This window comes from Hymenobacter cellulosivorans (genome assembly GCF_022919135.1).
GTDB classification, from domain to species: Bacteria; Bacteroidota; Bacteroidia; order Cytophagales; family Hymenobacteraceae; genus Hymenobacter; species Hymenobacter cellulosivorans.
The window spans coordinates 1042646-1058266 of sequence record NZ_CP095049.1 but is presented as its reverse complement, the minus strand read 5'-3'; the positions used below and the strand labels follow the sequence as shown (position 1 = coordinate 1058266).

21 protein-coding genes are annotated in these 15621 nt (G+C 59.7%); 11 read left to right on the top strand and 10 right to left on the bottom strand.

Annotation, left to right across the window (positions count from 1 at the left end; genetic code table 11):
• The first annotated feature begins 114 nt into the window (after positions 1-114).
• The 3 genes from MUN80_RS04530 to MUN80_RS04520 all read left to right on the top strand — a co-directional run bounded on the left by MUN80_RS04530 (position 115) and on the right by MUN80_RS04520 (position 2330).
• Positions 115-486 (top strand): hypothetical protein, encoded by a 372-nt coding sequence (locus MUN80_RS04530; protein WP_244720191.1) that lies wholly within the window; start codon positions 115-117, stop codon positions 484-486.
• Between the two features lie 230 nt (positions 487-716).
• Positions 717-1457, top strand: a complete 741-nt coding sequence (locus tag MUN80_RS04525) for an SAM-dependent methyltransferase (protein WP_244720188.1) — start codon at positions 717-719, stop codon at positions 1455-1457.
• A gap of 135 nt (positions 1458-1592) precedes the next feature.
• Complete coding sequence (locus MUN80_RS04520; protein WP_244720186.1) at positions 1593-2330, top strand: ZIP family metal transporter; 738 nt, start codon at positions 1593-1595, stop codon at positions 2328-2330.
• 10 nt (positions 2331-2340) lie between these two features.
• Here MUN80_RS04520 and MUN80_RS04515 read toward each other — a convergent pair whose 3' ends face one another.
• The 3 genes from MUN80_RS04515 to MUN80_RS04505 are packed head-to-tail and all read right to left on the bottom strand — an operon-like array spanning position 2341 to position 4007.
• Positions 2341-2667, bottom strand: coding sequence for a chaperone modulator CbpM (locus MUN80_RS04515; RefSeq protein WP_244720183.1), 327 nt, complete (start codon positions 2665-2667; stop codon positions 2341-2343).
• A 5-nt stretch (positions 2668-2672) separates the two neighbouring features.
• Complete coding sequence (locus MUN80_RS04510) at positions 2673-3614, bottom strand: DnaJ C-terminal domain-containing protein (protein ID WP_244720180.1); 942 nt, start codon at positions 3612-3614, stop codon at positions 2673-2675.
• 54 nt (positions 3615-3668) lie between these two features.
• Complete coding sequence (locus MUN80_RS04505; RefSeq protein ID WP_244720177.1) at positions 3669-4007, bottom strand: DUF3140 domain-containing protein; 339 nt, start codon at positions 4005-4007, stop codon at positions 3669-3671.
• 161 nt (positions 4008-4168) lie between these two features.
• Between MUN80_RS04505 and MUN80_RS04500 the strand changes: the two genes are divergently transcribed.
• Positions 4169-4582: a DUF6799 domain-containing protein gene (locus MUN80_RS04500; protein WP_244720174.1), complete on the top strand. Its 414-nt coding sequence runs from the start codon at positions 4169-4171 to the stop codon at positions 4580-4582.
• A gap of 73 nt (positions 4583-4655) precedes the next feature.
• Here the strand turns inward: MUN80_RS04500 and MUN80_RS04495 are convergent, their stop codons facing one another.
• Genes MUN80_RS04495 through MUN80_RS04485 form a run of 3 tightly spaced genes read right to left on the bottom strand, consistent with a single transcriptional unit; the run spans position 4656 to position 6140 of the window.
• A complete protein-coding gene (locus MUN80_RS04495) occupies positions 4656-4850 on the bottom strand; it encodes a hypothetical protein (RefSeq protein ID WP_244720172.1) in 195 nt (64 codons plus the stop codon).
• Between the two features lie 47 nt (positions 4851-4897).
• Positions 4898-5293, bottom strand: coding sequence for a septal ring lytic transglycosylase RlpA family protein (locus tag MUN80_RS04490; protein WP_244720169.1), 396 nt, complete (start codon positions 5291-5293; stop codon positions 4898-4900).
• A 10-nt stretch (positions 5294-5303) separates the two neighbouring features.
• Positions 5304-6140, bottom strand: coding sequence for a glycoside hydrolase family 25 protein (locus tag MUN80_RS04485; RefSeq protein WP_244720166.1), 837 nt, complete (start codon positions 6138-6140; stop codon positions 5304-5306).
• Between the two features lie 155 nt (positions 6141-6295).
• Between MUN80_RS04485 and MUN80_RS04480 the strand changes: the two genes are divergently transcribed.
• From MUN80_RS04480 to MUN80_RS04470, 3 genes are all read left to right on the top strand, one after another.
• Entirely contained in the window at positions 6296-6571 is a 276-nt protein-coding gene (locus tag MUN80_RS04480; RefSeq protein ID WP_244720163.1) for a VF530 family protein, read from the top strand.
• Positions 6572-6678: 107 nt separating this feature from the next.
• Positions 6679-7071, top strand: a complete 393-nt coding sequence (locus tag MUN80_RS04475) for a hypothetical protein (protein ID WP_244720160.1) — start codon at positions 6679-6681, stop codon at positions 7069-7071.
• An 84-nt stretch (positions 7072-7155) separates the two neighbouring features.
• Entirely contained in the window at positions 7156-7479 is a 324-nt protein-coding gene (locus tag MUN80_RS04470) for a hypothetical protein (protein WP_244720157.1), read from the top strand.
• A gap of 110 nt (positions 7480-7589) precedes the next feature.
• On the opposite strand, the gene MUN80_RS04465 is transcribed toward MUN80_RS04470, so the two are convergent.
• Complete coding sequence (locus MUN80_RS04465) at positions 7590-7973, bottom strand: Hsp20/alpha crystallin family protein (RefSeq protein WP_244720155.1); 384 nt, start codon at positions 7971-7973, stop codon at positions 7590-7592.
• 262 nt (positions 7974-8235) lie between these two features.
• Here MUN80_RS04465 and MUN80_RS04460 point away from each other — a divergent pair, with 262 nt between their 5' ends.
• Complete coding sequence (locus MUN80_RS04460; protein ID WP_244720153.1) at positions 8236-9012, top strand: PPK2 family polyphosphate kinase; 777 nt, start codon at positions 8236-8238, stop codon at positions 9010-9012.
• A gap of 40 nt (positions 9013-9052) precedes the next feature.
• Here the strand turns inward: MUN80_RS04460 and MUN80_RS04455 are convergent, their stop codons facing one another.
• Together MUN80_RS04455 and MUN80_RS04450 are read right to left on the bottom strand one after the other, a co-directional pair.
• Positions 9053-10081: a Gfo/Idh/MocA family oxidoreductase gene (locus MUN80_RS04455; RefSeq protein ID WP_244720151.1), complete on the bottom strand. Its 1029-nt coding sequence runs from the start codon at positions 10079-10081 to the stop codon at positions 9053-9055.
• Positions 10082-10277: 196 nt separating this feature from the next.
• Positions 10278-12050 (bottom strand): serine hydrolase domain-containing protein, encoded by a 1773-nt coding sequence (locus MUN80_RS04450; protein ID WP_244720149.1) that lies wholly within the window; start codon positions 12048-12050, stop codon positions 10278-10280.
• Between the two features lie 624 nt (positions 12051-12674).
• Here MUN80_RS04450 and MUN80_RS04445 point away from each other — a divergent pair.
• From MUN80_RS04445 to namA, 3 genes are all read left to right on the top strand, one after another.
• Positions 12675-13088: a hypothetical protein gene (locus MUN80_RS04445; RefSeq protein WP_244720147.1), complete on the top strand. Its 414-nt coding sequence runs from the start codon at positions 12675-12677 to the stop codon at positions 13086-13088.
• Positions 13089-13129: 41 nt separating this feature from the next.
• Complete coding sequence (locus MUN80_RS04440) at positions 13130-13735, top strand: pentapeptide repeat-containing protein (protein WP_244720145.1); 606 nt, start codon at positions 13130-13132, stop codon at positions 13733-13735.
• Between the two features lie 91 nt (positions 13736-13826).
• Positions 13827-14897 (top strand): NADPH dehydrogenase NamA, encoded by a 1071-nt coding sequence (gene namA / locus MUN80_RS04435; protein WP_244720143.1) that lies wholly within the window; start codon positions 13827-13829, stop codon positions 14895-14897.
• 163 nt (positions 14898-15060) lie between these two features.
• Here namA and MUN80_RS04430 read toward each other — a convergent pair whose 3' ends face one another.
• A complete protein-coding gene (locus tag MUN80_RS04430; RefSeq protein ID WP_244720140.1) occupies positions 15061-15462 on the bottom strand; it encodes an NUDIX hydrolase in 402 nt (133 codons plus the stop codon).
• Positions 15463-15621 lie beyond the last annotated feature (159 nt).

Genomic DNA, 15621 nt, shown 5'->3' with positions numbered 1-15621 from the left:
AGCCGGCCGCGCCGGTACAGTACTCTGGTACGAAGCAGGCAAGGCAGCAAGTAGCAGCCCGGGGTCCGGGTCGGTTGCCAGCCCCAACGCTTAGCATTTCAACTCTTTACGAACATGACTAAAAATCTTCTGTTCTCCGCCGTGGCCGTGGCCACCCTGGCCCTGAACGCCTGCAGCAGCGAACCATCGGACCTGCGTCCGGAAGCCAAAGTATCCCTGGATCAGGTAGCTCCTGGCACCCGCTCCAGCGACAATTTCGACCAGAACACCGCTCACGAGCCCAACCAGGCCAAAGGCGGCGCCATTGCTGCTCCTATTAGCTCGAACGTAGAGTTTGAGAAGGACCGCCACCCCAACGCTGAAGCCGCCCGCTCGGCTAATGGTGAGGCAGAAGACCGCACCAAGTCGGAAGAAGCTGCGCCCGCGCCCGCCAACACTCCCCACGACAACGCTGAGAAGCCTGCTCAGCAAATGAAGGAGGAATAGTAACCTCTTTGCTATAAGCTGTTTGGCCCCACTGCGGCGCTGCCGACCACAAGTCAGTAGCGTAGCAGTGGGGCCAACGCATTGTTAAAGACCAGTTAATTGCGGCACTGCCGGAGCTGGCACCGGCCCAAGTCCGCAGGGGGTTGTAACATTGTTGCAAAATTGCCCGTCTAGCTGGTCTGCTTGCGTGCCGTATTTCGCCTGCCATTCTGCTTACTTCCTCTTTTCGAATGCCACAATCTGAAGCCGAATGGTTTAGTACCTGGTTTGACTCGCCCTATTACCATCTGCTGTATCGGGACCGAAACCATACCGAAGCTCGGGTGTTCATTGACGAGCTGCTGACCCACCTGCACCCCAAGCCCACTACCCGCCTGCTGGATCTGGCCTGCGGCAAAGGGCGCCACGCCATTTACCTGAGCGAAAAGGGCTACGACGTGACGGGTGTGGATTTGTCGCCGGAAAGCATTGCCTATGCCCAGCAGTATGGGCACGAGCACCTGCACTTTCACGTGCATGACATGCGCGACACGCTGCCTTACGGCCCGTTTGATTTCATCTTCAACCTGTTTACCAGCTTCGGCTACTTCGCCAACGAAACCGAAAACGTAGTGGCGCTCCGCTCGGCGGCGGCGGCTCTGCGGCCCGGTGGCAAGATGGTCATCGACTTCATGAATACCGAGCTGACGGTGCGGGAGCTGGTGGCCCGGGAAGAAAAAACCGTGGACGACATCACCTTTCACCTGCACCGCCACCTCGACAATGATTTCATCGTCAAGGATATCCGATTCGTGGACCATGAGGGGCAGGAGCAGCACTACCAGGAGCGGGTCCGGGCCCTGAGCCGGGAGCGGTTTGAGGAATACTTCCACATGGCCGGCCTGCGCCTGGCGGAGGTGCTCGGCGACTACCACCTCGGCCCCTACGACGAGCCAACCAGCCCCCGCATGATTTTCGTCCTGAAGAAATAGTCTTTTAATGCGCTGATGTGGGAAATGTGCTGCTATGCTAATGCTTTAATGCTCTATATCCAGACTCTGGCTACAAGGCAGCATCGGTACATCTTTCGCACTTTCCCACAGTAGCACAGTAGCACATTAACGTCCATGTGGTTTGCCGTTTTTCTGTTGTTTCTGACCGTGATGGGAGCGGGCTGGCTAACCCGGCTGGTGCCGACGGCACGTACCGTCTGGATGAAGCCGCTGCTAGCTTTCAGCGGCGCCTACCTCTTTACGCTGACCATCATGCACCTGCTGCCGGAGGCACTGAGCGTCGGGCCGGAATTTAGTCACCGCATTGGGTACTTCGTGCTGGCTGGGTTCTTCGGGCAACTGCTGCTGGAGGTTTTCTCGCAGGGCGTGGAGCACGGGCACGTGCACTACCATACCTCTCACGCCGGGCGAGTACCGTTTCTGCTGCTGTTCTCACTCGTGCTTCACTCCTTTATGGAAGGTAGTATTCTGGTGAAGTCGCCGGAAGCAGCGGGGGTGGGGCAGAGCTTCTACGCTATTCTGGCCGGTATTGCCTTGCACCACGTGCCAGCGGCTTTTGCTCTGATGGCGGCTCTGCTGCTGCGTCTGAACAGCTTTAAGCGTGCGTTTCCTTACCTGGTCATATTCGCCCTGGCCGGGCCCGCGGGAATTGTGGTCAGCAACTATGTGGTGCTGGAGGATTTGCTGCAGGGCGGCTGGTATGCGGCCCTGCTGGGCTTGGTAGCCGGCAACTTTCTGCACGTTTCCACCACCATTCTCTTCGAAACCAGCCCCGAGCACCACCTGAACCTGCCTAAGCTGGCCGCTACCGTGGCTGGCTGCGCCCTGGCCCTGGCCGTTGATTTGGTGTAAGCCCTAGGTTTTAAAAGTCGGCCTCCATGACTGGGCCCGAGCCGCGCAAAAATCGTTCGAGCTGCGCGGCTCGGGCCGTTTGCTGGGTTAGGGCCTCCTGCAGGGCCACCAACCGTCGGCGCATGGCCACGATGATGTCTATGGCTTCCTTGCTCATACCCAGGTCGTGGTGCAGGCGGGCGAGGCGGGCCAAGTGCTCGGCTTCGCCGTGGACAGCGTCGGGCGTTTCGGCAGGCCGCAGCAGGCCTAGGTCTACGAACTCACGCACGTCGGCCTCGCTCAGGCCATACTGCGCGGAGCATTCGAGCAGTGTGATGGTAATGAGGTTGGTTTCCATAACGGTCAGGATTCGTTGCGGAGGGTAGCTAATTGCTGGATTAACGCTTTTTCTTCATCAGTCAGGTTTTGGGGCAAGGTCAGGTTGAGGCGCAGGTACAGGTCGCCAAACTGCCCGGCCTGCTTGTATACCGGAAAGCCCTTGCCGCGAAGCCGCAGGCGGGTGCCGTTCGGGGTTTCGGGCTTGATCTTGATTTTGACCGGCCCCGAAAACGTGTCCACCACCTGTTCGCCACCCAATAGTGCCTTATAGATGCTTACGGGCACATCCATGGTCAGGTCGGCACCGGTACGGGTGTAGCGTGCGTCGGGCTGCAGCCGGATGGTAATGTAGAGCGAGCCGCTGGGCCCACCATTGCGGCCCGGGGCACCCTGGTCGCGCAGCCGAATGGTCTGCCCGTCTTCTACGCCGGGCTGAATGTTGATGCGCAGCTTTTTACCGTTCACGGTGAGCGTGCGGGGGCCGCCCTGGTAGGCATCTTCCAGCGTTAGCTCTAGCTCAGCCTGGTAATCCTGGCCCGCCGCGGGGCGCGGACTGCCACCTGCCCGGCCGCTGGCCCCGCCGAAGATAGAGCTGAAAAAGTCGGAGAAGTCGGCGCTGCCGAACGGATCGTTGCTGCCGCCCCCGCCCCCAAACCCCTCGAAACCACCGCCCTGGGTGTACTGCGACCAGTCGAAGCCCCCGCTGGCTTGGCCGCCGCGGCCAGCCCCGGCTTGCTGGTAGCGCTGCCAGTCGGCCCCGAGCTGGTCGTACTTGCGGCGCTTTTCCTCGTCGCTGAGTACTTCGTTGGCCTCGTTTACTTCCTTGAACTTACGCTCCGCATTCGGGTCGTTGGGGTTTACGTCGGGGTGGTATTGGCGGGCCAGCTTGCGGTAGGCCTTCTTGATCTGGTCCGTTGTGGCGTTTTTCTCCACGCCCAGAATCTTGTAATAATCTTTGTAATCCATGGGGAAATATAGTGACGACTTGCGGCTAAGACCCAGCGGCCCGCCTGAGCAAGGCTACTTCTTCAGCGGGTCGTGGCCCCAGTTCATGAGGGAATACCGCCAGCGCGAGTGTTCTTTGTCGGCGTGCGGACCTTGGGCCAGGTGGCGGCTAATATAGGCGTGAACCTTGTGCATGTGGGCTTCGTCGTCGGCGGTGAGGTCGGCCTTCTTCTTGGCCAGAATCTGCAGGATATGGCGACCCGACTTATGGCCGATGCTTTCCCCGTCGCCCTCGTCCTGCCCCACCGATTTGGATTCCTCCGTTGTAAGCCACTGCTCTAGTTCCTTAGCCGTCATATTGACTTGCTTGTGAAACTCAGTGTAAATATCCGGGGACGTTTGCTGGTTGGCCATATAGTTGAGCTCTGCAGTGATGGTGAGAAGAATAAAGGAAAGAGAACGTCCTTTTTAACGCCAGCTAGCAAAAGTTGGTTGTTGCTAAAGGGGCCGGAACTTTCGTGACGTTTTTGTATTTTACACTACCAAGCTCCTCCTCTCACCTCAACCCAGTACGTATGAAGCTTCGTTTCTCATTTATGTTGACGCTCGGTCTGGCCCTGACCGGCGTAGCCGCCCAGGCCCAAACCAAAGTAGCGCCCCGCCGGGCCGTGGCTCCCAAGCCAAAAGAAGTCGTGCGGGAAGGCGTGACGCTGAAGGATGGCGTCGTGATGCAGGAAGGCAAGGTGTTGGTGACCCAGCAGGGTCATACCACGTCCCTGACGGATGCCACGACCCTGACCAACGGCACCAAAATCATGGCCAACGGTACCGTGACCAAGCCCGATGGCAGCACCGTGACCCTGCAGGAAGGCGACATGATGTCGCTCAGCGGCCGCCTCACCACGAAAGCCATGAAAGCCGAGCAGGACAGCCTGATGATGATGGCTAAAAATGGCAAGGGCAAAGCAAAGGTCAAGCGTAAAAACTAGCCTTTCGAGAGCTACTCCCACAAAAAAAGCTCCGGCGCGGCCTGCGTCGGAGCTTTTTTTGTGGGGCTCGGTGCTACAGCTGGCTATAGTCCCGGAAAATCTCGTGTACCTCGGTTTCGTCGCGGGCTTCCACTATTTCGTTGATGACGAACTGAATTTCAGCCTCCGTCCAGCCCTGGGCTTCGGCGGCTTTCACGAAGGCGCTGAGGGCCGTAAACCGGTCGGCCTCCGCCGGTTGGAGCCATTTTACTTTTTTGCGGATGCGCATACGGCAGCAGCTGAGTTAGGAGTGAAAGAAAAACTGGGCGCCGGGGGCTAGCGTCGGCCGGCGGCCCGCACTACTTTGAGCTGCACAGGTGCCACGCCGGCCTCGACGATGCCTATTTTACGGGCCGCCTTGCGCGAAAGGTCAATGACGCGGCCCTTGGCGTGTGGCCCCCGGTCGGTGATGGTAACCTTGACCGAGCGGTGGTTGCGCGGATTCGTCACCCGTACTACCGTGCCGAAGGGCAGCGTATTGTGGGCCGCCGTGCGCTTGTTGGCCCGGTAGGTGGTACCGCTGGCCGTTTTGCGGCCGTTGAACTTGTCGGCGTAGTACGAGGCTCCCCCCGATTGGGTAAAGGCATTTTTGCTGCCGCCACCGCAGCTGCTGAGCAGCAGGGAAAAGGTCAGCAGCAGGACGGCGCCGGGGCGAAAAAGAGCAGTAGTCATCAAAGCCGGGTTAGTGAGATTTGTCGGCCCGCGCCGGGCGGGCCGCCGGAATGCGCAGAGCCAGCAGGTTCTCGAAGTTGCCCTGAAACACGTTGAAGTCGACCGTGCCGCGGATGCCGGGAATATAGGCTTCGTCGCTGTGCTGCCAGATAATCCACTTGTCGCGGGGTAGCTTAGGGCTTTCTACTTCGTAATGCGCCAGCCAGAGTGGGTAATCGTCGAAGTGCCCGGCCAGGTGGCGTTTGTAAAAGCTGTAGTTGGAATACAGAATCGGCTTGACCCCGTAATGGCGCTCTACCAGCCGCAGCCAGGTGCCTACGCCCCGCCGCATCACGGCCACATCGTGAAACTCAGGTGCCTCCACGTCGAGTACCGGGGGCAGGTCGCCGGGGGAGAGGGGCACGGTGCGGGTAAACAGGTTGGCTTGCTTGGCTCCGTCGTAGTTGGGCTGAAAGTAGTGGTAGGCACCGCGGTAGATACCCGCGGCTCGTGCCTGTTTCCAGTTGCGTGGGAAACGGGAGTCGCGCAGGGTCACGCCTTCACTGGCTTTGATAAAGGCGAAGCGCACGTTGTGCTCGGCCACGGTTTTCCAGTCAATCTTGCCCTGGTAAGACGATACGTCGATGCCGTGGATGGAGTAGCCGCTCAGCAGTGGGGTTTTCTCGCGGCCGGTGAGGCTGTCGAAGGTAAAGCTGGCGTAGGTTCGGCGGGCGTAGCGGTGAATCTGGCGCTGGTAGCGCAGGTAGCCAGCTAATCCCACAATTCCCAAGGCCAGCATGGCCAAGCCTAGGTAGCGGCGCCAGGGAGAGGCGCGGCGGCGCGAAACAGGTCGGGAGGATTTATTCATGAGGGTCGCCATGCCAAAGGTAACGAACAACTAGAAGCCAATGATACCCCGCGGCAGGCAAAAAACCGGCCTAACGGGCCTTCGGCTGCCGCTGCCTGCGTAGATACAACGGCTTTTCAGCACCTTTGTGGTTCCCGCTTAACGCTTGTTGCTCTATGTCCCAGCCCAATCCCCACGATGTTCGCGACGAATCCGGCCACCTTATTCGGGAGCTGCACGGCGTCACGCTGGCCCAGATTCTGGAGTATTTGGTGGCCCATTACGGCTGGCCCGGCCTCGACGAGCGAATTCGGGTCAACTGCTTCGCCGTCAATCCTTCCATCAAGTCCAGCCTGACGTTTCTGCGCCGCACACCCTGGGCCCGGGCTAAGGTAGAAGATCTGTATGTACGAGCCCGAACGGCCGAAATCCTGGGCCGGCAGCTGCCTTAGTCAACTGCCGAAACGAGGGTGAGCAGGATAATGGATGAGCTTTTGGTATAGTTCTTGGCTTGCGCCGAACAAGAACCAGAATTTCTCTCACTATTCTCCCCCTCCTCATGAAAAACTTCCTGCGTACTACCGCTGCTGCCGCTTTGTTTCTGGGCCTGATGTCATTTAGTTCGGCCGCCCGCGCCCAGGCTGTTGCGTTGCAGCAGCAAGGCAATGGAGCATTGGTGCAGAAAACCGACCGTACGGTGTGCATGACGGCCGACCTGACGGGCCTGAAACAGTGCGTGAATATGACGCAGGTAAACTATGTAGTAACGCCATCCGGTAACCAAACTTCCGTTTGGAAAGGGACTGTTCCGGCCGAGCTTCGCCCGGCTACTACGCTAGTGAAAGAAGGCACTTGGCAGGAAGGCGGCAAAACCTACAGCGCCCGTAGCACTACGGCACCCAGCGGCGAAATTTCGTTGACGCTGCACTACAAAGGCAACGGCAAAAAGTAAGCTCCACGCTTTAGCAGAAAGTAACCGGTGGTCGGCCAGTGGAATATTCCACTGGCCGACTTGTTTTTGTAGCTTGGGGCTGAAATGGCTGAAATCAAACAAAAATCCGGGCCTGGAGCACTGCTGCTGGGTGCCATCCTGTTCGTCGTCTTTGAAACGGCAGCCTACTACCTACTGAGCTGGCTTACCTCCGGCCTGGGCATGGCCGACCAGTTTCAGCCCGAAAACACGATTGTCAGCAATTGGGTCAAGACGGTCGTTTTTCTGTTGCTACACTTGGCCCTGGTGGTAGTGGCGGTGCTGGTGCTTAGCAACCGACTGCCCCGGCGCTACCGCGGGCAGGTAATGGGCTGGTTTTATCTATCGTTGCTGCTGGGCTTTGTGCTGCTCATCCCGCTATTTGGGTAGCCGAGCAAGAGTAGTAACCAATAAAAAAGCCACTGCGGAAGGCAGTGGCCAAGTGGAACAATGGTGTCGGTCGGCCCCGACGGTATGAACGATGCAGCAGGAGCAGATTCCTAGCGCTGCTTGATTTCGATTTCACGCTTCTGAGCGGCGGCATCCTTAAAAGGTATGCGCACCTGCAGTTCGCCGCCTTTGTGCACAGCGTCGATGCGGCTCAGGTCGAGGTTGGCAGGCAGGTCCAAGGTTTGGGCAAACAAGGGAGCTGCAATCTGGTCCTCGGGGGTATGACGATACTCGCAGTATACCGTCAGACGGGTGTTGTCGAGCACAACGTGGAAGTTTTCGGGGCTTACGGCCGGAACGGCTACCCGAATCACCACGCCCTGCTCGCGCTTATCCACGCGCACTACCGCCTGGGCCGTGCCGCCACCCAGTGTATTGAGCAGGTCGAGCTGGGGGGCGATGTTGCGAATAAACTCTTTGCTAATCAGATTCATGGCTGTTTTCCTTTCTTGGTTGACAGTCTAAATACAAACGCTGTACCAACCCGAATCCAAGGGAAGATTTGGAGCTAAGTGGCCATATTGGCCGGTATAAGCTCCGCAATTGCTCCTATTTCAGCCGTTTTGGCATGGTGATTTGTCTGCTAGGCTCACGTTTTGCCACTCTGGCTCTGAGGAATAGGCTTACCGAAGGACAATGGCTGCTCAGAAGCTGAAGTGCGTATAGCTCATTATTGCTTCTAAACCCGTCTAACTTATGCCAGATTCCGCCCCTTTCGACCTGCTTACAGTGGCCAGCAGAGCGCCGCACCACATTCATAAGGAGGCTGCCCAGCAGGAAACGGAGCAGATCCGCCAGGAGCTAATAGAGCTTCAGGACCGTCTCTACGCCGAAAACCGCCGTAGCGTACTCGTCATTCTGCAGGGCATGGACGCCAGCGGCAAAGATGGATTGATTCGGAAGGTGTTCAGCGGACTCAATCCGCAGGGCGTGCGGGTCCACTCTTTCAAGGAGCCAACCACCGAGGAGCTGGCCCACGACTTTCTGTGGCGGGTACATCAGCAGGCGCCGCGCCACGGCATGATTCAGGTGTTCAACCGCTCCCACTACGAGGACGTGCTTATTACCCGGGTCGAGAAGCTGATAACCACCGAGGAGGCCCGGCGGCGTTTTACGGCCATCAATGCCTTCGAGAAACTCTTGCAACAGGCCGGTACTACGGTGCTGAAGTTCTACCTGCACGTATCGGAAGAGGAACAGCGCGAGCGGCTGCAGGAGCGCATCAACGACCCAGCCAAGCAGTGGAAGTACGAAGCCGGCGACGAGGCCAAAGCCCTGAAGTGGCCGCTATACCGGGCCGTGTACGAAGACGTGTTCCGGCACTGTAACCCCGAAAGCTGCCCCTGGCACCTGGTACCCGCCGACCAGAACTGGTACAAAGCCTACGTGGTGGCTAAAGCCCTACGTGACGCTCTGCAAGAACTGAACCCGCAATATCCCGCCAGCAAGCTGGACCGGCCCAGACAGGTATAAGGCTCCGGCCAATTAATACCCGATATCTATATGCGCCAGTTTATACTGTCCAGAGGTCGTCGGTTTGGGCCAGAATTTCATTTTGCCACAGCAGCTGCTCTTCCCGGATGGGGTAGGGGGCATCGTGGCGGATGGTCTGATAGACGGCTTCGAACAAGCCTGTATAGTCGCCTTTGGCCGCGGGAAGTACTGTAGTGGTTTTCACGTCGTTGCCGCCGGCAATGGTTAGGGTGCCAGCCTGGTCGGCGGGCTCCAGGCCGTACTCAGGAGCCAAGGGCGAGAGGCCGGCCAGCAGTTGGGCCTCCTGCACGTCGCTGCGGTTTTTGCGGAAGCTGCCCTGGGTGCCATGTACCACGAAGGCCGGCAGCGGGTCGGCAATAAGCAGCCCGGAGGCCACCGTGACCGTAAAGCCCGCGTACAGCAGCTGAATGAAGAAATAGTCGTCGACCTGGGTTCCGGTGCGGAAGCGGCCGGTGGTTTTGCGCGTTTTCAGGGGCTGCCCAAACAAGCTGATGACTTGGTCGAGCAGGTGAGGCCCCAGGTCATATACCAAGCCGCTGCCGGGTAGGGGCGTTTCCTTGAACGGCTTGGGATTCAGCGTAGTCTTGAACCGGTCGTAGCGGAACGTTACTTCGACCAAACGGCCTAGCTGCCCGCTTTCGATAACCTGCCTGACCTGCTGGAAGTCACTGTCCCAGCGGCGGTTCTGGTAGGCCAGCAGGTGCTTGCCTTGCTGCCGGGCCAGGGCCCACAGTTCCCGCACTTCCTCGGGCGAGGTAGCCACGGGCTTTTCCAGCAGCACGTGTTTGCCGGCCAGCAACGCCTGCCGGCTCAGCTCAGCGTGGGTGTTGCTGGGCGTATTTACCACTACCAGTTCTAGGCTGTCGTCGGCCAGCAGGGCTTCCACGCTGTCGTAGCTGGTCACGCCGGGGTACTGCTGCTGAACCTCCTTGCGGCTCCGCTCGGTAACGGCGGCCAGCTCGAAGCCGGGGTGGGTGGCTACAAAGGGGGCATGAAAAACCTTGCCCGACATACCGTAGGCCAGCAGGCCCGTGCGAATCTGTGTCATATTAGCTGAAGCGAAAAGCCGGCCGGGCAATAGCCCGGTTGGCAATGGAAGCCTGAACCACGCCCGGTTAGGGCCCGCAAAGTACATGCGGCGGCCAAACTTTCACGCCCGGTATACGCTCAACTTGCCGCAAGGACGAAAGTCGATGCCCGCAAAACTCGGCCCGGCAGCTGCTGGTAGTAGCTGCTGATGGCCTTTAGGCCCGGGCAAACCATTTCAGCCAGCTCCAGCCCTTGGATTGCTGCTTGCTGAGCTGAGAACCGGCCGCATCATTAGTGGTGGGCTTAGCGCCCGGCAGCGGCTTTTTGCCGGCAGCTTTGCTGGCCGTGGTGGTCTTAGTTGAGCGGCTGGCGGGGCTGGTCTTTTTGCCGGAAGTCCGGCTGAGCTTGGCAAGCAACGACGGAGCGGCCGGTGTATGAAACTGCCAGCTCGGGTTGCCGTCCAGGGCGTACATGGCCTGCTGGCCGGTCGTGTCGTTCTGGAAGTACTCTACGACCCGGGCATAGTATGTCTTGTTGGGCACCAGGTTCCGGATAGTCACGGCGCTGTCGGGGCCGGCGGCTACCACGTAGGTGCCCTTGCCCAGGGCCGAGCCGTGGCCGAAGGCCGCGTCGGCGGCATAGCTGGTGCCGTCGTGGGGCAGGGTTTCCACCGGGCTGCCTTCCCGCACTACCACCAGGCGGCGGCTGCCGTTGCCATTGGTCCAGCGCAGGGCGGCCGTGGTGGGCTGAGTGGCTGCGCCGCGTAGGGCGGTGGCGTTCTGGTCGGGCGGGAAAAAGTCTTGCGTGGGCCACTCGGTAGCGCCTTCCACACACTCCCAGCCCAGCTTTTCCAGGTCGTTCCAGAACCGGTTGGGGTTGGCGCGGCTGTTGAGCAAAATGGCCCAGGTATAGCCATCGGCCGTTTGAGCCACGCAGCTGGCCGTGCCGTCGAGGCTACCGGTGTGCCAGTTCACTTTCTTGCTGACCATCCAGCCCTTGCCGTAGTGGCGGTTGTTGTCGGAGGGCTCCATCATCTGGGCAATGGTGGCAGGCGCCAGCACGTCGGGCTGGGCCGGGTTGCCGTCGGTAGCCAGCAGGAAGCGCACCAGGTCCCGGGCCGTAAACAGCCAGCCACCGTGGGCATTCATGGCCTCAATGTTCCAGCTGCCGTAGGCGGCCTGCACGTCCTTGCCGGTACCGTAGCAGGAAGCGCGGTGCTCCTTGCTGAAGTACTCGGCTTCCCGCTCAGTTTTATGAGCCAGCAGGTTATGGCCCAAATGCGCCTCGTGAATGCCGGCCGGAGCCAGAATGTGCTGCTGCACCCAGGCTTCGTACGGCTCCCGGGTCACCTGCTCCAGAATCTTGCCCAGCACGAGGTAGCCCACATTGGAATAGGCGTAGCGGGCTCCGGGCTTGAAGTCGAGGCCCTTGCTGAGCAGAAAGCGCACCATGGTCGAGTCGCCCACCGGGTTGGGCACGCTCAGCGCGTCGGCCACGTGCAGCGGAAAGTCAATCGGGTCGGAGGTGTTGTAGCCGTCCACGCCGTTGTTGCGGTTCCAGCCGGCGCTGTGTTCCAGCAGTTGCTGCACCGTAATGTCGTAAATTCGCTCGTCCTGAATTACGCTGGTGTAGTACGCCGACTGCAAATAGCCTTCGGGTCCAAATGCCTTGTGCTGCAAATCAATCCGGCCTTCTTCCACCAGCTTCATGATGGCCGTAGCGGTTACGGGCTTCGATACGCTGGCTATCCGTAGTAGGTGGGAAGGGCGCATGGGCTCGGTGCGGGACAGGTCGGCGTAGCCAAAGGCCCGGCTATATACCAGCTTGCCCTGCCGGCTGATGGCCACGGAAGCACCCGGAATCTTCCAGCGCTTCATAAACTGCTCAATGGCGGCGTCGCAGTGGGCCAGCTGCGGCGTGGAGGCCCCCGTTTGCGCTAGCGCAGGAAAAGCTAGCAGCCCCAGCAACAGGGCCAGTAATTTCTTCACAAATCCAACTTGGCAGGTAAGACGCTAAACCGCCGGTTTGCAGACCGGCCAGTCTTTCGACTGAACTACAAGTTTATTGTATTATTTCGAACAAATGGCAAGCCGTTAAAAAGAATAAGTTGTAATTTTTGGAGTTTACAGGCTGATTTACATACTGAATGCTAGCTGTTAAGCTCTGGCTGCTGATTTAGGAGACGAAGTGGCCATAGGCTTTGAATATAATTATGGCGTTATGAGCGTAACAGGCTCTAATAGTCGAAGCCTACTGCGTGCCGGCTCCTGCTTGCTATAGGCACCCCGGTAAAATACCTAAAAGTAGGTATTGCAGAAGCTCTTCAAATAAGGGAATATTGACCCTGAGGCCCCGGCTGAGCGGCGGAAGAATCCTGCAAGCTTCTTCTGCTTGGTGCGGTGGTCTTTTTTCAGCAGAAAACTCCAGGTATGTGGCGCTTCGGCGCTAGGTCCGGGCAAGTAGTGGTTGGGGTCATCTGGGCTCAACCCGCTTGTTTACAGGCGCGAGGCTTTGTCTCGTGCCTGTTTTTGTTCGCACTCCTGGCTAAATTTTTCGGGCGGGGTTACTACTTGTAGCTGGTCGGCGTAGCTTTGCCTGCTTACCCGTCCCCTATGCCCTTGCCGCCCGTTCCCGACTTCCTGACCCTTACCTATCGGCCCGACCTTCATCTGCTGGTAGTGCGCTGGCAGCGCCGGATTTCGGTGGCGGAAATGCAGCAGGGCTACCTTGTTTTGCTGGAATATGCCGTCCTGCACCGCTGCCGTCACTGGCTGCTCGACGGCCGCCGGCGCTTCAATACCGACCGGGATGGTGCCCACTGGATGCTCGGCACGTTTTTACCCCAGCTTCAGCCCCGCCTGCAGCAGCGCACCTACCTGGCCTATCTGCTGGCCCCCGTAACCCTGCGCGACCAGGACGCCGACGCCGCATTTCCGCCGGCCGCCTACTTCGAGGGTAAGCCTTTTCTGGGAGAGCGGTTCGTGGAGGAAGGCGAGGCCATTCGCTGGCTGCAACAGCAACCCTGAGCCGCCTCTTTCTTCTTATACCTCCCGAATCCCTTTCTGCCATGAAGCAGCGTCGAGCCAAGCCGGCCGGTCGGCCTACCGTATTTCCCGCCGAAAACCGCTTTGAGCGCTGGGATGCCCGTGCCCTGGCTGCTCACCCCGAGCCTGAGTTTGAGCAGTGCCACTTCATCGGCTGCGACTTTTCGGGGGCTCAGCTCGGCCAGTTCCGGTTTGCCGACTGCCTCTTTGAGCGGTGCAACTTGTCGTCGGCGGCTATGGCCGGGGCCAGCCTGCAGAATGTAGCCTTCACCGACTGCAAGCTCTCGGGCGTGCAGTTTGCCGCCTGCCGCGACTTCCTGTTCGAGGTGCAGTTCCAGGGCTGCCAGCTGCATTACGCCTCCTTTTTTGGCAAGAAGCTGCGCAACACCCGGTTTGTGAACTGCTCCCTGACCGATGCCGACTTTACCAGCGCCGACCTCACCGACGCCGCGTTTCAGGACTGCACCCTACGCGGCGCGGTATTCCGTAGCACCCAGCTCGTCGGGGCCGACTTTACCACGGCCTCCGAGTTCAGCATCGACCCTGACGGCAACACCCTGACCAAGGCCCGCTTCACCCTAACCGGCCTGCTGGGTTTGGTCGATAAGTACGGCGTAATCGTGGAGTAAGGGCTGGGCTTGGGCAGCGGCGGCAAGCAGGGCCGCCAAAACCCGCGCCTCCCCAATCCGGTTTAGGCTACTTACCCAACCTATCCTTTCTATGGCCAGCCTGTTTACGCCGCTCACCATTCGCGGCCTCACCATTAAAAACCGCATTACCGTCTCGCCGATGTGCATGTACAGCAGCCGCGACGGATTTGTCAATGATTGGCATCTGGTGCACCTGGGTAGCCGGGCCGTAGGCGGCGCGGGCCTGATTATCACTGAGGCCACAGCCGTGTCGCCGGAAGGCCGCATCACCCCCGACGACCTGGGCATCTGGAGCGACGAGCATTTGCCCGGGTTGAAGCGCATCACTTCTTTTTTGGCCGAGCATGGGGCCGTGGCTGGAATTCAGCTGGCCCACGCCGGCCGCAAAGCCAGCACCTACACTTCCTGGAAGGGTAGCGGCGTGGTGCCCGAAGTCGAAGGCGGCTGGCAAACCGTAGCGCCCAGCGCCGTGCCGTTTCATGCCGGTCAGCCCGAACCTGCGGCCCTCGACCAGGCCGGAATTGATAAAGTAATTGCCGACTTTCGGGTTGCTACGCTGCGGGCTTTGGCGGCAGGCTTCCAGGTGGTTGAGCTGCACGCCGCCCACGGTTACCTGCTCCACGAGTTTCTTTCGCCCTTGAGCAACGCCCGCACCGACAGCTACGGCGGCTCTTTCGAAAACCGCTGCCGGTTGCTGCTCCAAATCGTGGACGTGACCCGCGCCGAGTGGCCGGCCGAGTACCCGCTCTTCGTGCGCATCTCGGCCACTGACTGGACCGAGGGTGGCTGGACCACCGAAGATTCCATTGCCCTGGCGCGGCTGCTCAAGGAGCGGGGTGTAGATTTGATTGACTGCTCAACCGGCGGCAACGTGCCTACCGCGGCTATTCCGGTGGGCCCCGGCTACCAGGTCGAGTTTGCCGAGCGGGTTCGGAAAGAGGCCGACATCCTAACCGGGGCCGTAGGCATCATCACCACTGCCCAGCAGGCCGAAAGCATCGTGGCCAGCGGGCAGGCCGACCTTGTGCTGCTGGCCCGCGAGATGCTCCGCGACCCGAACTTCCCGCTGCACGCCGCCCAGGAACTGGGTGTGGATGTGGAGTGGCCTGTGCAATATGCCCGCGCCAAACGCCATAAGTAGGGCAATTTCTTAGCTGCTAGAGTTGCGGCGCCAGTAGCTAGAGCTACCAGAAAAGGACCTAAGCGGCCGACGTGGCTGCTTAGGTCCTTTTTTAACGGCTTAGCTTTTCAAAAGGGCTAATGCAGTGGAGCAATAGAAGCGAAGGGCAGCTGCATTTTGGCGGCTACTCAGCCAGTTGGCCTTGCTCGCGCAGCCAGTCGAATATCAGCTGGTCGACAGCCGACACGCGGGGGCGGTCCTGGTAAGTAAGCCACGTTACTTCCTCAATCTCAGCGGCAGGCTGCAATGTGCCGCTATACTCGGCTGCGTAGCAGAGCATGCGCACCAGCACCCCGGCGGCGTGGCCGTGGGCCTGGGCTTCGAAGGTGCCCAGAAAGCGCAGGCTGCCCGGCTCCAATTCCACCGTCAGCTCCTCCTGGATTTCCCGAATCAGGGTTTGGGCATCGGTTTCGCCGGCTTCGCGCTTGCCGCCGGGGAAATAGTAGCGGTCCTTGCCCCGGCTGCGGGTGCTTAGCACTCGGCCCTGGTGCAGGTGCAGCCAAGCTACTTTGTCGATGGTATGCATAAGGAGTGGTGGCAATCAGATTGATACTATATAGGAGTAGGCGGCAAAGATACCTAGGCCTGATGCAGCCCTGAACGTGCAGCGGCGTCTTTGGCGCGAGACGCGCCAGTGGTAATTTGCCGAACCCGTTCCAGCCGAAATGTACGGGCCGGGGCGCAT

Coding starts and splice junctions, on each gene's coding strand:
- MUN80_RS04530 (WP_244720191.1), top strand. CDS start 115: ATGACTAAAAATCTTCTGTTCTCCGCCGTGGCCGTGGCCACCCTGGCC.
- MUN80_RS04525 (WP_244720188.1), top strand. CDS start 717: ATGCCACAATCTGAAGCCGAATGGTTTAGTACCTGGTTTGACTCGCCC.
- MUN80_RS04520 (WP_244720186.1), top strand. CDS start 1,593: ATGTGGTTTGCCGTTTTTCTGTTGTTTCTGACCGTGATGGGAGCGGGC.
- MUN80_RS04515 (WP_244720183.1), bottom strand. CDS start 2,667: ATGGAAACCAACCTCATTACCATCACACTGCTCGAATGCTCCGCGCAG.
- MUN80_RS04510 (WP_244720180.1), bottom strand. CDS start 3,614: ATGGATTACAAAGATTATTACAAGATTCTGGGCGTGGAGAAAAACGCC.
- MUN80_RS04505 (WP_244720177.1), bottom strand. CDS start 4,007: ATGGCCAACCAGCAAACGTCCCCGGATATTTACACTGAGTTTCACAAG.
- MUN80_RS04500 (WP_244720174.1), top strand. CDS start 4,169: ATGAAGCTTCGTTTCTCATTTATGTTGACGCTCGGTCTGGCCCTGACC.
- MUN80_RS04495 (WP_244720172.1), bottom strand. CDS start 4,850: ATGCGCATCCGCAAAAAAGTAAAATGGCTCCAACCGGCGGAGGCCGAC.
- MUN80_RS04490 (WP_244720169.1), bottom strand. CDS start 5,293: ATGACTACTGCTCTTTTTCGCCCCGGCGCCGTCCTGCTGCTGACCTTT.
- MUN80_RS04485 (WP_244720166.1), bottom strand. CDS start 6,140: ATGAATAAATCCTCCCGACCTGTTTCGCGCCGCCGCGCCTCTCCCTGG.
- MUN80_RS04480 (WP_244720163.1), top strand. CDS start 6,296: ATGTCCCAGCCCAATCCCCACGATGTTCGCGACGAATCCGGCCACCTT.
- MUN80_RS04475 (WP_244720160.1), top strand. CDS start 6,679: ATGAAAAACTTCCTGCGTACTACCGCTGCTGCCGCTTTGTTTCTGGGC.
- MUN80_RS04470 (WP_244720157.1), top strand. CDS start 7,156: ATGGCTGAAATCAAACAAAAATCCGGGCCTGGAGCACTGCTGCTGGGT.
- MUN80_RS04465 (WP_244720155.1), bottom strand. CDS start 7,973: ATGAATCTGATTAGCAAAGAGTTTATTCGCAACATCGCCCCCCAGCTC.
- MUN80_RS04460 (WP_244720153.1), top strand. CDS start 8,236: ATGCCAGATTCCGCCCCTTTCGACCTGCTTACAGTGGCCAGCAGAGCG.
- MUN80_RS04455 (WP_244720151.1), bottom strand. CDS start 10,081: ATGACACAGATTCGCACGGGCCTGCTGGCCTACGGTATGTCGGGCAAG.
- MUN80_RS04445 (WP_244720147.1), top strand. CDS start 12,675: ATGCCCTTGCCGCCCGTTCCCGACTTCCTGACCCTTACCTATCGGCCC.
- MUN80_RS04440 (WP_244720145.1), top strand. CDS start 13,130: ATGAAGCAGCGTCGAGCCAAGCCGGCCGGTCGGCCTACCGTATTTCCC.
- namA (WP_244720143.1), top strand. CDS start 13,827: ATGGCCAGCCTGTTTACGCCGCTCACCATTCGCGGCCTCACCATTAAA.
- MUN80_RS04430 (WP_244720140.1), bottom strand. CDS start 15,462: ATGCATACCATCGACAAAGTAGCTTGGCTGCACCTGCACCAGGGCCGA.